This is a genomic window from Streptomyces sp. NPDC050564 (genome assembly GCF_044457265.1).
Taxonomy (GTDB): domain Bacteria; phylum Actinomycetota; class Actinomycetes; order Streptomycetales; family Streptomycetaceae; genus Streptomyces.
In genome coordinates, this window is the sequence record NZ_JBITGS010000002.1 from 74570 (window position 1) to 88450 (window position 13881).

The 13881-nt window shown below is 70.5% G+C and carries 13 protein-coding genes; 5 read left to right on the forward strand and 8 right to left on the reverse strand.

From position 1 onward, the window contains the following. Window positions 1-35 precede the first annotated feature (35 nt). A complete protein-coding gene (gene dacB, locus ACIBK0_RS03870; RefSeq protein ID WP_399075277.1) occupies window positions 36-1586 on the reverse strand; it encodes a D-alanyl-D-alanine carboxypeptidase/D-alanyl-D-alanine-endopeptidase in 1551 nt (516 codons plus the stop codon). Window positions 1587-1665: 79 nt separating this feature from the next. Here dacB and ACIBK0_RS03875 point away from each other — a divergent pair, with 79 nt between their 5' ends. Next, window positions 1666-2157 (forward strand): inorganic diphosphatase, encoded by a 492-nt coding sequence (locus ACIBK0_RS03875; protein ID WP_148012437.1) that lies wholly within the window; start codon window positions 1666-1668, stop codon window positions 2155-2157. 104 nt (window positions 2158-2261) lie between these two features. Beyond that, window positions 2262-3920 (forward strand): threonine/serine exporter ThrE family protein, encoded by a 1659-nt coding sequence (locus tag ACIBK0_RS03880; protein WP_399075279.1) that lies wholly within the window; start codon window positions 2262-2264, stop codon window positions 3918-3920. A 115-nt stretch (window positions 3921-4035) separates the two neighbouring features. Here the strand turns inward: ACIBK0_RS03880 and ACIBK0_RS03885 are convergent, their stop codons facing one another. Beyond that, entirely contained in the window at window positions 4036-5028 is a 993-nt protein-coding gene (locus ACIBK0_RS03885) for a DedA family protein (protein WP_399075281.1), read from the reverse strand. A 141-nt stretch (window positions 5029-5169) separates the two neighbouring features. Between ACIBK0_RS03885 and ACIBK0_RS03890 the strand changes: the two genes are divergently transcribed. Then, window positions 5170-5535: a YbjQ family protein gene (locus ACIBK0_RS03890; RefSeq protein ID WP_399075283.1), complete on the forward strand. Its 366-nt coding sequence runs from the start codon at window positions 5170-5172 to the stop codon at window positions 5533-5535. Between the two features lie 96 nt (window positions 5536-5631). Here the strand turns inward: ACIBK0_RS03890 and ACIBK0_RS03895 are convergent, their stop codons facing one another. Beyond that, the gene (locus ACIBK0_RS03895) at window positions 5632-6399 is read right to left on the reverse strand and encodes a MerR family transcriptional regulator (RefSeq protein WP_399075285.1); all 768 of its coding nucleotides are present in this window, start codon (window positions 6397-6399) and stop codon (window positions 5632-5634) included. A gap of 167 nt (window positions 6400-6566) precedes the next feature. Here ACIBK0_RS03895 and ACIBK0_RS03900 point away from each other — a divergent pair, with 167 nt between their 5' ends. Further along, window positions 6567-7853 carry an ion channel protein gene (locus ACIBK0_RS03900; RefSeq protein ID WP_399075287.1) on the forward strand — a complete coding sequence of 429 codons (1287 nt, stop codon included), beginning with the start codon at window positions 6567-6569 and terminating at the stop codon, window positions 7851-7853. Window positions 7854-7869: 16 nt separating this feature from the next. After that, window positions 7870-9276: a glutamate decarboxylase gene (locus ACIBK0_RS03905; RefSeq protein WP_399075289.1), complete on the forward strand. Its 1407-nt coding sequence runs from the start codon at window positions 7870-7872 to the stop codon at window positions 9274-9276. Between the two features lie 22 nt (window positions 9277-9298). Here ACIBK0_RS03905 and ACIBK0_RS03910 read toward each other — a convergent pair whose 3' ends face one another. From ACIBK0_RS03910 to ACIBK0_RS03930, 5 genes are all read right to left on the reverse strand, one after another. Then, window positions 9299-10537 carry a winged helix-turn-helix domain-containing protein gene (locus ACIBK0_RS03910; protein ID WP_399075291.1) on the reverse strand — a complete coding sequence of 413 codons (1239 nt, stop codon included), beginning with the start codon at window positions 10535-10537 and terminating at the stop codon, window positions 9299-9301. Between the two features lie 183 nt (window positions 10538-10720). Continuing rightward, window positions 10721-11449, reverse strand: a complete 729-nt coding sequence (locus ACIBK0_RS03915) for an ABC transporter permease (protein WP_399076033.1) — start codon at window positions 11447-11449, stop codon at window positions 10721-10723. A 65-nt stretch (window positions 11450-11514) separates the two neighbouring features. Beyond that, on the reverse strand, window positions 11515-12471 hold the full coding sequence (locus tag ACIBK0_RS03920; RefSeq protein ID WP_399075293.1) for an ATP-binding cassette domain-containing protein: 957 nt from the start codon (window positions 12469-12471) through the stop codon (window positions 11515-11517). Between the two features lie 72 nt (window positions 12472-12543). Further along, the gene (locus ACIBK0_RS03925; protein ID WP_399075295.1) at window positions 12544-13185 is read right to left on the reverse strand and encodes a PadR family transcriptional regulator; all 642 of its coding nucleotides are present in this window, start codon (window positions 13183-13185) and stop codon (window positions 12544-12546) included. A 48-nt stretch (window positions 13186-13233) separates the two neighbouring features. After that, entirely contained in the window at window positions 13234-13773 is a 540-nt protein-coding gene (locus ACIBK0_RS03930) for a DinB family protein (protein ID WP_399075297.1), read from the reverse strand. Between the last annotated feature and the right edge of the window lie 108 nt (window positions 13774-13881).

A 13881-nucleotide genomic window follows, 5' to 3' on the forward strand; every position in this document is an offset into this window, starting at 1 on the left:
GCAGTCGGGCGGGCAGGGCGGTCGCGAGGCGGCAACTACCGGCAGCCGCAGGCTGCCAACGCCGTTGCCGTGTGGTCCAGGGCCGCTCTGGCCTCCAGCGCGTTCGGGGGGTGTGCCTCGTCGGACGTGAGGAAGGCGAAGGCCAGGAGGCGGCCGTCGGCGTCTACGACCGTGCCGGCGAGGGTGTTCACGCCGGTCAGGGTGCCGGTCTTGGCGCGGACGACGCCGGTGGCGGTGGGGGCGTCGGTGTAGCGGGTGCTGAGGGTGCCGGTGAAGCCCGCGATGGGCAGGCCGGTGAGAACCGTACGGAGTTCGGGGTGGGCCGGGTCCCCGGCCTTGGCCAGCAGCCCGGTGAGCAGGTCTGCGGAGAGCCGGTCGGCGCGGTTGAGGCCGCTGCCGTCCGCGAAGTCCGCGCCGGACAGCGGGAGTCCGAGCTTGTCCAGCTGTGTGTGGATCGCCTTGGCGTCGCCCTCGAAGCTGGGCTGCTCGTCCGAGGCGAGAGCGACCTGGCGGGCCAGGGCCTCAGCGATGTCGTTGTCGCTGTTGGTCAGCATCCGCTCGACCAGGTCGGACACGGGCGGCGAGGAGACCGAGGCCAGGGCCTGCGAGCGACTCGTCGCCTTCGAGACACCGGGCGAGGTCGTCTTGATGCCCCTGTCGTGGAGGAGGTCCGCGAACTTCCGGGCCGCGTCCGCCGCCGGGTCCAGGGCTCGCCCGGCCGGTCCGCTGGTCGAGTCATTGAGGCGAGCCTCGTCGACCATCAGCGCGGTGACTTGCGCGATGTTCTCGTTGATGCCGATGGGGTGCATCGCGGGGCCGGCGTACAGCGAGGTGTCGTACGAGAGCGTCACCTGGTCCATGTGACGGGCCTTCAGGGCGGTGGCCGTGTCGTCGGCGAGGGTGCGCAGGCCGGCCCAGCCGTCGGCCTCCTTGCGCGCCGTCAGCGTCGGGTCGCCGCCGCCGACGAGTACGACCTCCTTGGTGCCCGGCTCCAGGACCGTACGTGTCTCGATGCGGTGGTCGGGGCCCGGCGCCGTGAGCGCGGCGACAGCCGTGGCGATCTTCGTGGTGGAGGCCGGGATCTGGACCTCGTCCGCGCCCTTGCTGTACAGCCGCTTGCCCGTCGCCACGTCGACGACGACGGCGGTGCGCTGCGCGCCCAGAGCGGCGTTGTCCAGGAGCGGGTTCAGGACGTCCGCGAGGGCCTGCTCGGCGGGCGCGGTGCCGGTGGAGCCGCCGAGTCCGGCCAGGACGGAGACGGCGCTGGGTGCGGGCCGGGGCGCGTTCTGGGACGTAGCGGACGTATGGCCGTGATCTGTGCCACCCTCGCCCTCCCGCGATGCGGCCCAGTCGCGCTCCGCCGTACGCTGACCGGAGGAGTCCCAGGGACCGGCCGCGGCCACCGCCCCGGCCGCGAGCGCCAGGCCCACGGTGGCGGCGACGGCCGTGAGCTGCAAGGTCGTGAACTGCACGGGACGCGGCCGCACGGCTTGAGTGACCCGCGCCACATGCGGTTTCACCGTCCGCGCGACCCGCACCACATGCGGTCTCGCGGCCCGCCAAGCCCTCAGCTCTGGCACGACCACCAGCCCCTTTCGCGATCACACACCTGCGTGAGGGACACTTAACCACCAGAACTATGTGTTGATCATGGAGGAGCCACCGGTGGAGTTCGACGTCACGATCGAGATTCCGAAGGGTTCACGGAACAAGTACGAGGTGGACCACGAGACCGGTCGGATCCGCCTGGACCGTCGACTCTTCACCTCGACCAGCTACCCGGCCGACTACGGCTTCGTCGAGAACACCCTCGGCGAGGACGGCGACCCGCTGGACGCCCTGGTCATTCTGGACGAGCCGACCTTCCCGGGCTGCCTCATCCAGTGCCGCACGATCGGCATGTTCCGCATGACCGACGAGGCCGGCGGCGACGACAAGCTGCTGTGTGTCCCGGCGCACGACCCGCGTGTGGAGCATCTGCGCGACATCCACCACGTGTCGGAGTTCGACCGCCTGGAGATCCAGCACTTCTTCGAGGTCTACAAGGACCTGGAGCCCGGCAAGTCCGTCGAGGGCGCCAACTGGGTGGGCCGCACGGAGGCCGAGGCCGAGATCGAGCGTTCCTACAAGCGCTTCAAGGAGCAGGGCGGTCACTGACCCCTTGTGACCTGCGGGCCGCGTGACCCTGACGGGGCCGCGCGGCCCGTTCGTGTATCCGTACGCATACTGGGGCGTACGGAAGGTCCTAGTCGGGAGTGGTGGTGTCGGACCCGGAGGCGGAAGACCGCAAGCCGCAGTCGGACGAGGCGAGGAGTGCTTTCACCCCGCCGGCCGGTGTGGCGCCGCCGCAGCCCCCGGCGGTGGACGACGAGTCGTCGACGACGTCCGAGTTCGCGCTCCCCAAGGGGCTCGACGTGCCGCAGCCGCCCGGCGCCGAGGCGGAGGGTTCGGCGTTCAGCACTCCGCGCACCTACAGCGCCAAGCAGGCGCCGCCCGCCTTCACCCCGGCGACCGGCATCCCCGTGGTCAGCCTGGCCAAGGACGTGCCCTGGCAGGACCGCATGCGCACCATGCTGCGTATGCCGGTGGCCGAGCGGCCCGCGCCCGAACCGGTGCACAAGGAGGACGAGGCGGGGCCGGCCGTCCCGCGCGTGCTCGACCTGACCCTGCGTATCGGCGAGTTGCTTCTCGCGGGCGGTGAGGGCGCCGAGGACGTGGAGGCGGCGATGTTCGCGGTCTGCCGCTCGTACGGCCTGGACCGCTGCGAGCCGGGCGTCACCTTCACCCTGCTGTCCATCTCGTACCAGCCGTCCCTGGTGGACGACCCGGTGACGGCCTCGCGGACCGTACGCCGCCGGGGCACCGACTACACGCGGCTGGCGGCCGTGTACCGGCTCGTCGACGACCTCAGCGATCCCGAGACCTCGATCTCCCTGGAGGACGCCTACCGGCGGCTCGCCGAGATCCGCCGCAACCGGCACCCGTATCCCGGCTGGGTGCTGACCGCGTCCGGGGGGCTGCTGGCGGGCGCGGCCTCCGTGCTGGTCGGCGGTGACGCGCTCGTGTTCGTCGCCGCGGCGCTCGGCGCGATGCTGGGAGACCGGCTGGCGTGGCTGTGCGCGGGGCGCGGGCTGCCGGAGTTCTACCAGTTCACGGTGGCCGCGATGCCCGCGGCCGCGATCGGCGTCGCGCTCCAGCTCGCGAACGTCGATGTGAAGGCGTCCGCCGTGATCACCGGTGGGCTGTTCGCGCTACTGCCCGGGCGGGCGCTCGTCGCGGGCGTGCAGGACGGGCTGACCGGCTTCTACATCACGGCGGCCGCACGTCTGCTCGAAGTCATGTATTTCTTCGTGGGCATCGTCGTCGGCGTCCTGGTGGTGCTCTATTTCGGCGTGAAGCTGAGCGCCGAGCTCAATCCGGACCAGGCCCTGAGCATCTCCGAGCGGCCCGTTCTGCAGATCGCGGCGTCCATGCTGCTGTCGCTCACCTTCGCGATCCTGCTCCAGCAGGAACGGTCCACCGTCCTTGCGGTGACCCTCAACGGGGGCGTGGCCTGGTCGGTGTACGGGGCGATGCACTACGCGGGCGGCATCTCGCCGGTCGCCTCGACGGCCGTCGCGGCGGGGCTGGTCGGGCTGTTCGGGCAGCTGCTGTCGCGGTATCGGTTCGCGTCGGCGCTGCCGTACACCACCGCGGCGATCGGGCCCCTGTTGCCAGGGTCGGCCACCTACTTCGGGCTGTTGTCGATCGCGCAGAGCGAGGTGGACAAGGGGCTGGTGTCTCTCAGCAAGGCCGCTGCCCTCGCCATGGCCATCGCCATCGGGGTGAATCTGGGGTCGGAGATCTCTCGGCTGTTCCTGCGGGTTCCTGGAGGATCCGCCGCCGGCCGCCGGGCCGCGAAGCGGACACGGGGCTTCTGAGGGCCGGGCGCCCGACAGCCCCGTGCTTTCCGTCCGGCGGCGACTGCCGGTCGTCCGTGGCTCCTCGCGCCACGCGACGGGGCCGCACAGTGCTCAGCCCCGCTCCCCTGACGGCTCAGCCCCGGTTCTGCGGGTACCCCTCGCCGTAGTAGCCCTGGTCCGAGGCGTACGGCTGCTGCTGGTGGCCCTGGGGGTACTGCTGAGGCGGGTAGGCCTGGCCCTGGTCGTAGCTCTGGTCATAGCCCTGGTCGTAGCCGTACGGCTGCTGTTGCGGCTCCTGGTACTGCTGCGGGTACGGCTCCTGGTACTGGTGCGGGTAGGGCTCCTGGTACTGCTGCTGGTGCGGGTAACCCTGGTCCTGGTGGGGCTGGTTGTCGTACGGGGGGTTCTGCAGCCGCAGCGGCCTCGTCGCGTCGTCCATGACCGGCGGCGCGGCCTGCGTCCGGGCCGGGGTCCGGGGCTGGGCAGGCTCCTGCGGCGGGTTCTTCCTGGCCTTGGAGCGGGCCCGCAGGAACTCGATGATGATCGGGACCACCGAGACGAGGACGATCAGGATCAGGATCGCCTCGATGTTCTTGTGGACGAAGTCGATGTTGCCGAGCCAGGAGCCGAGCAGCGTGACGCCCGCGCCCCACAGGACGCCACCGATGATGTTGAAGGTGATGAACGAGCGGTACTTCATGCCGCTGACGCCGGCGATGATCGGCGTGAACGTCCGCACGATGGGCACGAAGCGGGCCAGGACCAGGGACTTGGGCCCGTACTTCTCGAAGAACTCGTGGGCCTTGACCACGTTCTCCTGCTTGAACAGGCGGGAGTTCGGGCGGGTGAAGAGCGAGGGGCCGACCTTCTTGCCGAAGAGGTAGCCCGCCTGGTCGCCGAGGATCGCGGCGAGGCAGATCAGCACGATGGCCGCCCACAGGGGGAAGTCCATCGTGCCCGCGGTGATCAGCAGGCCGCAGGTGAACAGCAGCGAGTCGCCCGGCAGGAAGAAGCCGATGAGCAGGCCCGACTCGGCGAAGACGATGAGCAGCAGGCCCCAGATGCCGAAGTTGTCCAGAAGCGTGTTCGGATCCAGCCAGCTTGGACCAAGGGCAAGCGTCGTCACGGTTCCGGGCTCCTGAAGGGGTGGAGGAAGAGGCGGCGTCCTGGTACGGCCGCACAAAGCTACCAACGCAATGTGTCGACCCCAGGTTCCACCGGTGACTCCAGGATGCACTGTGGGGCGACTGGGACAAAGCTGTGAGCCATGGGCATCGATGAATACGGCGGCGGCCAGGGACCCCAGTCGGACGTCCTGGTCGTGACGACGAACGACGTACCCGGTTACCGCGTCCAGCAGGTCATCGGTGAGGTCTTCGGCCTCACCGTGCGCTCCCGGCACCTGGGCAGCCAGATCGGCGCGGGTCTGAAGTCGATGATCGGCGGTGAGCTCAAGGGGCTCACCAAGACGCTCGTGCAGACCCGCAACCAGGCCATGGAGCGGCTCGTCGAGCAGGCACGCGCGCGGGGCGGCAACGGCGTGCTGATGTTCCGCTTCGACGTGACGGAGGCGGCGGACGTGGGGACGGAGGTGTGCGCGTACGGGACGGCGGTGGTCCTGGTCAAGGCGTAGCGCACGCGGGTGCGAGGAGCAGCGCACGCACGCAGGTAAGGGGCGTCCGCCCTGGCGGACGCCCCTTACCTGCGGCGCTTCCCGCGCGTGCCGCCGTCAGGCACCCCGCGCGTGCCGCGCCGCGTTCGCCGTGATCGCGTCCCTCAGGTGCTCGGCGAGGCCCGGCCGCATGGCGTCGTAGAACGCCTTGAACCGCTCGTCCGAGACGTACATGCCGCCGAGGCACTGGTGGAGCTCGTACGAGCACTCGTAGAACCACTTGCCGATGTGCCGGCGGTGTTCCTCGGCCAGGTCCATGGCCGCCTCGCCGGTCGGTGGCTCACCGGCGGCCATCAGGGACTGGTAGCGCTCACTCCAGGCGTCCACCTCGGCCTGTACGCGTTTCCAGTCGTCCTTGGTGTAACGGGCGGCCCGGCGCTGCGATTCGGCGTACTCCTCGGTGCCGCCCCAGCGCTGCTCCGCCTCCTCGGCGTACTGCTCGGGGTCCTTGTCGCCGAAGACCTCGAACCTCTCCTCGGGCGTGAGATTGATGCCCATCTTGCGTGCCTCCATGGCGTGCTCCACGGCCGCGGCCATCTTCTGCAGCTTCTCGATCCGGGCGGTCAGCAACTCGTGCTGGCGGCGCAGATGCGCCCGCGGGTCCGCGTCCGGGTCGTCGAGCAGGGCGGCGACCTCGTCGAGCGGGAAGCCGAGTTCTCGGTAGAACAGGATCTGCTGCAGCCGGTCGAGGTCGGCTTCGCCGTAACGCCGGTGGCCCGCGTTGCTGCGCTCGCCGGGCGTGAGCAGGCCGATCTCGTCGTAGTGGTGCAGTGTGCGCACCGTGACCCCGGCGAAACCGGCGACCTGGCCCACTGAGTAGCTCACTTCCGCTCCCTTCTCGGTACGCACTTCACGATGGATCCTCACGCGACGTGAGGTGCAAGCTGAAATTCTCCGGAGCCCTGCGAAGGGGAATCCTTCGGAAGCCCTGGGAGCGAATCCCCCGCAGATCTCGGGATGTAATGTCCCGTTTGCCCGCTTAGGGTGACCGCGTGACCCACGACGCGGCACGGCGGGCACCGGCCCCCGCCCCGGCGACCCCCGCGCGGTCGCTGCTGCCGCTGATCCTCCCGGCGCTCGTCATCGGCGTCGGGGCCAGCCTGCTGTACATCGGGGTGAGCGACCTCGCCGAGAAGCTGCAGGGCGTCCTGTGGGGGAACCTGCCCGACGCGCTGGGCATCGGCCGGTACTCCGTGTTCTGGATGCTCGTCGTCCTCACCGCGACGGGCGTACTGGTCGGGCTGGTCGTCTGGAAGGCGCCGGGACATGCGGGCCCCGACCCGGCGACCCTCGGTCTGGCGGCCGCGCCGATGCCGCCCGTCGTCCTGCCGGGCCTGCTGGTGGCGACCGCGCTGATGCTGGCCGGCGGTCCGAGTCTGGGCCCGGAGAACCCGATCATCGCCACCAACGTCGCGCTCGCCTTCTGGCTGGGACGCAGGTTCGCGCCACGGATGCCGGGCGGCCTGTGGCCGGCGCTGGCCGAGGCGGCGACGATCGGCGCGCTGTTCGGGACGCCGGTCGCGGCCGCGCTGCTCATCTCCGAAGCGCTCGCCGGGCGGCAGCTGAAGGGTCAGCTGTGGGACAACCTCTTCGGGCCGCTGACGGCCGCCGCCGCGGGCGCCATCACGACCACCCTGGTGGCCCATCCGACCTTCGACCTGGGCCTGCCCGCCTTCGAGGGCCCCCACTGGCGCGATGTGCTGTCCGCGCTCGTGGTCGCCTCCGCCGCCGCGGTACTCGGCATGATCGCGGTCTACGCCTTCCCCTACGTCCACGGCGCCTTCTCGCGCCTCGGGCACCCGATGGTGGCGCTCCCGGTCGGCGGACTCGTGCTCGGCCTGCTGGGCGCCCTCGGCGGATACCTGACGCTCTTCAAGGGGCTCGACGAGGTCGCGACGCTTGCGCACAACCCCGATGGCTGGTCGGCCGGACAGTTCGCCACGATGGCGGTGGTGAAGCTGACGGCGCTGCTCGTCGCGGCATCCTGCGGGTTCCGCGGCGGCCGGATCTTCCCGTCGGTCTTCATCGGCTCCGCCTTCGGCCTGTGCGCCCACGCGCTCGTGCCCGCCGTCCACCCGGCCATCGGTGTCGCCGCGGGCGTGCTGGGCATGCTGCTTGCCATCACCCGACAGGGCTGGGTGAGCCTGTTCACGGCCGCCGTCCTGGTGGCCACCCCCTCGATCATCACCCTGCTGTGCATCGCGTCCCTGCCGGCCTGGCTGCTGGTGACCGGCAGACCGCAGATGCAACTCCATGACGACGGAAGTCCGGTCCGCTGAGAGACGAGGAGACACCATGCCCCTTCACCGAGGCCCCGAGAAGCCCGACGAACACCCGAGGTCCGTCAACCCGTTCTTCGGGGAGACGAATCCGATCAGCGACATGGTCGAGGCCCCGCCCAAGCACCGGCTCCCCGATGGCCCGCTGCCGCCCACGATCGCGTACCAGCTGGTCCACGACGAGCTCATGCTGGACGGGAACTCGCGGCTGAACCTCGCCACCTTCGTCACCACCTGGATGGAACAGCAGGCCGGTGTCCTGATGGCGGAGTGCCGGGACAAGAACATGATCGACAAGGACGAGTACCCGCGCACGGCCGAGCTGGAGCGGCGCTGCGTGGCGATGCTCGCCGATCTGTGGAACGCGCCGGATCCGGCGGCCGCCGTGGGCTGTTCGACCACCGGGTCGAGCGAGGCGTGCATGCTGGCCGGGATGGCGCTGAAGCGACGGTGGGCGAAGCGGAACGCGGATCGCTACCCGGGGGCGCGCCCCAATCTCGTCATGGGCATCAACGTCCAGGTCTGCTGGGACAAGTTCTGCAACTTCTGGGAGGTCGAGCCGCGCCTGGTCCCGATGGAGGGCGACCGGTTCCACCTCGATCCCCGCGCGGCGGCCGAGCTGTGCGACGAGAACACCATCGGGGTCGTCGGCATCCTCGGGTCGACCTTCGACGGGTCGTACGAGCCGATCGCCGAACTGTGCGCGGCCCTCGACGAACTCCAGGAGCGCACCGGCCTGGACATCCCCGTCCATGTCGACGGCGCCTCCGGAGCCATGATCGCCCCCTTCCTCGACGAGGACCTGGTCTGGGACTTCCGGTTGCCGAGGGTGTCGTCGATCAATACCTCGGGGCACAAGTACGGCCTGGTCTACCCGGGTGTCGGCTGGGCGCTGTGGCGCTCGTCGGCCGAGCTGCCGGAGGAACTCGTCTTCCGGGTCAACTACTTGGGCGGCGACATGCCGACCTTCGCGCTCAACTTCTCCCGGCCGGGCGCGCAGGTGGTGGCGCAGTACTACACCTTCCTGCGCCTGGGCCGCGAGGGCTATCGGGCGGTGCAGGAGACGACCCGCAACGTGGCCCGCGGGCTCGCCGAGCGCGTCGCGGCGCTGGGTGACTTCACGCTGCTCACCCGGGGCGACCAGCTGCCGGTCTTCGCCTTCACGACGGCGCCCGAGGTGACCTCGTACGACGTGTTCGACGTGTCCCGGCGGATGCGCGAGCACGGCTGGCTGCTGCCCGCGTACACGTTCCCGGCGAACCGCGAGGACCTGGCCGTCCTGCGCGTGGTGTGCCGCAACGGCTTCACGACCGACCTCTCCGACCTCTTCATGGAGGACTTGAGCCGCCTCCTTCCCGAACTGCGCCGACAGCAACACCCGTTGACCCGCGACAAGGACAGGGCGACCAGCTTCCACCACTAGGGCCTGTCCTTCGGATCAGGCCCTAGCCGAGCAGTGGACGCCAGCGGTCGGGCACCCTGTCGCCGTACTCGATGCCGCGCGCGCCGACGAGGGTCGCCAGGTCGGCGAGTTGAGCGACGACCGCCCGGCACAGTTCCGCCGTCGGCTTGATGTCGGCCTCCAGGTAGAGGCCCTCGATCACCAGGACTCCCCGGCTGCGGTCGAAACGGGGTGAGGTCCGGCCGACGAGGCGGTCGCCGTGCAGGATCGGGAGCAGGTAGTAGCCGTACTCGCGTTTGGCCTTCGGAACGTACATCTCGTTGCGGAAGGCGAAGCCCCACAGACGTTCGGTGAGGCGCCGGTCGTTGATGAGGTTGTCGAAGGGCGACAGCAGCGCGGTGCGGCCCTGCCAGTCGCCGGCCCGGATCGCCTCCAGGTCGGCGAGCGCGTCGGTGTGCACGTACCAGGTCTCGGCTGCGGAGGGCGTGTCCTCGACTTTCACGGCGACGGCGCGGCCCTCCTGGGTGAGGCTGCGCAGCACCTCGGGCAGGCCGTCGTACTTGCCGCGCAGGAAGTACTGCCTGATGTCCAGGGGGCGGGCTGCGCCCAGGGCGCGCAGCGTGTGCTCCGTGGCCGCGGTGACCATCTCCCGGGGCGCCAGGGCCGCCCGGTCGGCCTCGGCCGGGAGACAGGCGTCCGGGAGCCCCCAGAGCCGCTGTCCCGCCGCACGGCCCGCCACCATGATCCTGCCCTGCAGCCAGAGGAAGGTCAGCATCCGCTCGACGTTGCGGCCCGCGGTCCAGCCGGTGGAGGGCCAGTCCATCACCGCGCGGTCCTCGAAGGCGTCGGTGGGCAGCGGGGCGCCTTCGCTGAGCCGGTGGAGTATGTGTGTGCACAGCTGGTCGTTGGCGTCCATCCAGGTTTTGGTGAGCGAGAGGTTCTTCGGGGGATAGCCGTCCATCGACACCCGGTGGATCGGGTAGTCCTCGGTGAGGACGACCGCCGCGGCGTGGGCCCAGTACTCGAACAGCCACCGCTCCTGCCACCACAGGGTGGGGAGATGGGCCCCCGCCCGGGGGCCGAGGCGACTCCACAGGACGAGTTCATGGCTGGGGGCCACGACGCCGACGGGGTCCAGTTGGAGATAGCGCAGCGACCGCAGGACCGTGCGCAGGCCGACCGCGTCCGCCGGCGGACGGGCGGCGGACAGATGCTGCCGGGTCAGGGCCAGGCGACGGGCGTCCGCCCGGCTGATCGTCAGATACTGCTGGGGTGCGGGCACTGCGCTGCTCCTCACTCCGAGACCCGGACCTGTGGGTACGCGGGCGGCCGATACGCCCGAACACCCTAGTGCCCCAGCAGGCAACGTTTGCCCGTCAAGGAGCGACGTCCGGTGCCCTTTCGGCCGGTGCGGCGAGAGGGCGTGCCGGGCGTCGCGACGGGGCGAACGTTGCCTGCCGGGGCACTAGCGACTGAGCCGCGCGAACCGCCGTACCGCCAGCGGAAAGAACACCGCCAGCAGACCCAGCGGCCAGATCGCGGCCGCCCATAGGTGGCCCGGCTCCCCGCCCGGGCCGCCGAACAGGTCGCGTACCGCCGTCGCCGTCCGGGACATCGGGTTCCACTCGACCGCCGTGCCCAGCCAGCCGGGCATGGAGTCCGGGGTCGCGAAGGCGTTGGACAGGAAGCCGACCGGCCAGACCAGGATCTGGACGGCCTGCACCATCTCCGGTTTGCCCGCCACCATCGCGAGGTGGATGCCGATCCACAGCATGGCGAAACGGAAGAGCAGGAGAAGGCCGACGGCCCCCAGGAAGGCGCCCGGGCCGCCGTGGGGACGCCAGCCGATCGCGTACCCGACGCCGATCAGGACCGCGAGCCCGAGCCCCGACTGAAGCATGTCGGCGGCGGAACGGCCCACCAGGACCGCGCCGTTGGCCATGGGCATCGACCTGAAGCGGTCGATCACGCCCTTGTTGAGGTCCTGGGTGACGGCCAGCATCGTGCCCTCCAGGCCGAAGGCCATGGTCAGCGCGAGCATGCCGGGCACCAGGAAGTCGACGTAGGCGCCCTCGACGCCCCGGCCGCCGCCGATCAGATAGCCGAACATCAGCAGCAGCATCACGGGGAAGGCCAGAGAGACGACCACCTGGACCGGTTGCCTTGCCCAGTGGGCGAGTTCGCGGCGGGTCATGGTCCAGCAGTCGGCGAGCACGTAGGACCTGTACGTACCCGGACGGCTCGTCTCGTACGTCGTGCTCACGCGACCTCCTTCACTCGGTGGTCGTCCCCTGTCAGGTGCAGGAACACCTCGTCCAGCGTCGGCCGCCGCAGCGCGATGTCCTCGGCCTCGATGCCCGCTTCCTCCAGGGCGCGTACGGCTCCGGCGAGCGCCGTCATGCGATCGGTGACCGGGGCACTGAGGAGCCGGCGGTCGGTGTCCACCGAGACGCCCTCGGCGGGAAACGGCAACAGGGCCACGGCGGCGCCCAGTTGGCTGGCGTCGCGCAGCACCACGTCGATGCGGTCGCCGCCCGTGCGGGCCTTCAGCTCGTCCGCCGTGCCGTCGGCGATGACGCGCCCGTGGTCGACGACACAGATGCGGTCGGCGAGCTGGTCGGCCTCCTCCAGGTACTGCGTGGTCAGCAGGACCGTGGTGCCGCCGCCGACCAGCGAACGCACGGAGGCCCACACCTCGGCCCGGCCGCGTGGGTCGAGCCCGGTCGTCGGTTCGTCCAGGAAGAGCACGTCCGGGTCGGTGACGAGGGAGGCGGCGAGGTCCAGGCGGCGCCGCATGCCGCCGCTGTAGCGGTTGACCGCCTTGCGGCCGGTGTCCGCGAGCCCGAAGCGCTCCAGGAGCTCGTCGGCCCGCACGCGCGCGTGCCGGGCGCCCAGGTGGTGCAGGCGCCCGAACATCTCCAGGTTCTGGCGTCCGCCGAGCTCCTCGTCGAGCGCGGCGTGCTGACCGAGCAGGCCGATGCGCAGCCGTACCCGGCCCGCCTCGCGCACCACGTCGTACCCCGCGACCTCGACCCGGCCCTCGTCGGGCCGCAGCAGGGTGGACAGGATCCGGACCAGGGTGGTCTTGCCCGCACCGTTGGGACCGAGCACTCCGTGCACCGTGCCGCGTCCGACCAGCAGGTCGAGCCCGTCCAGTGCCTGTTTGCCGCCGTACTTCTTGCGTGCCCCTTCGACGGTGATCGCCGCGTCCGCCACTACTTCTCCCTCACTAATCAAACTTGACTACTCCTCGAAAGTAACGCCGTAGGTCTCATTCGTCAAACTTGATTAGTCGTGGTCCCCCGGGTGCGGCGCCCCCGTCGCGAACGGATTCTCCTCGCCTTCGGCCAGGACGCCGACGAACGGCTCACCCTCACCGGCGAAGGTGTAGGCCCCGCCCTCGATCCGCGCGATCAGGCCGCGCGTCCACTCGGCGTCGGCGTCGGCGGTGTGCACCCAGAGGTTCATGATCTCGCCGATGTGGCCGAGCTGTTCGGGGCCGTCCTCGGGCACGTAGTGCTCGGTGACGGCGGCCCGCCACTCCTCGATCTTGCGGATCCGCTCCTTCAGGAGCGCCACCGCCTCGCCCCTCGGCAGATCGACGATGAAGCCGATCGCCGCCGACCGGACATCCATCTTCTGGTCGTACGACGTCAGGGACTCGCGCAGGAGGGCCAGGAACTCCTCGGTGCCCTTGTCCGTGATCTCGTACTCGGTGCGCGGCGGACCGCCGGCCGTCGACGGCGCGATCTCATGGGCGTGCAGCAGTCCCTGCTTCGCCATCTGCTTGAGCGCGTGGTAGATCGAGCCGGGCTTGGCGTTGGACCACTCGTGCGCGCCCCAGTACTCCAGGTCGTTGCGCACCTGGTAGCCGTGGGCCCGCCCGTGCTGGCGGACGGCGCCCAGCACCAGGAGACGGATCGCTGACATGTGGTCCACAGTAGAGCGCCACGGGCGGCCCGCCCGATGGTGGGCCCGTCAGACCGCCTGTTCCCGGGCCACCAGCTCGAAGGCGGTCGCGCCGTCCAGGGACTCGCGGACGATGTCGGCGTGGCCGGCGTGCCGGGCCGTCTCGCGGATCAGATGGAGCGCCAGCCAGCGCATCGAGACCCGCCCTTCCGGCGGGAACCAAGGGTCGTTCGGGAGCGCGAAGGTGTCGTCGAGGCTGGGCACCGAGCGGAGGAACGCGTCCGTCTCGGCGGCGACCTTCTCCCAGTACGCGAGCTGCGCATCGACGGTCTCGCCCTCGACGAGGACGAAACACTCGTGCCAGTTCGACTCGTCCCGCCTGACGGCCGGCGACTCGCCCCTGGCGCGGGCGACCCAGCCCTGCTCGGTCTCGGCGACGTGCTTGAGCAGCCCGGACAGGGACAGCTCGCTCGCGCTGGGGCGCGAAGCCGCCTGCTCCTCGGTCAGTCCGAGCAGTGCCCGTCGGATACCGCCCCGCTGTTCCTCCAGGAAGGAGAGCAACGCCCCGCGCTCGTCACCCTGAGCCTCCGCTCGCACATGAGTCACCATGACCGGCCGCCTTTCGTCGGGACCTCTTGCCGGGCACCTGCTGCCCGACACCGACGAAGCTACGGACCCTTGCGGTCAGCTTCTGTCCGCAAGGGCCCGGGCGGGGCG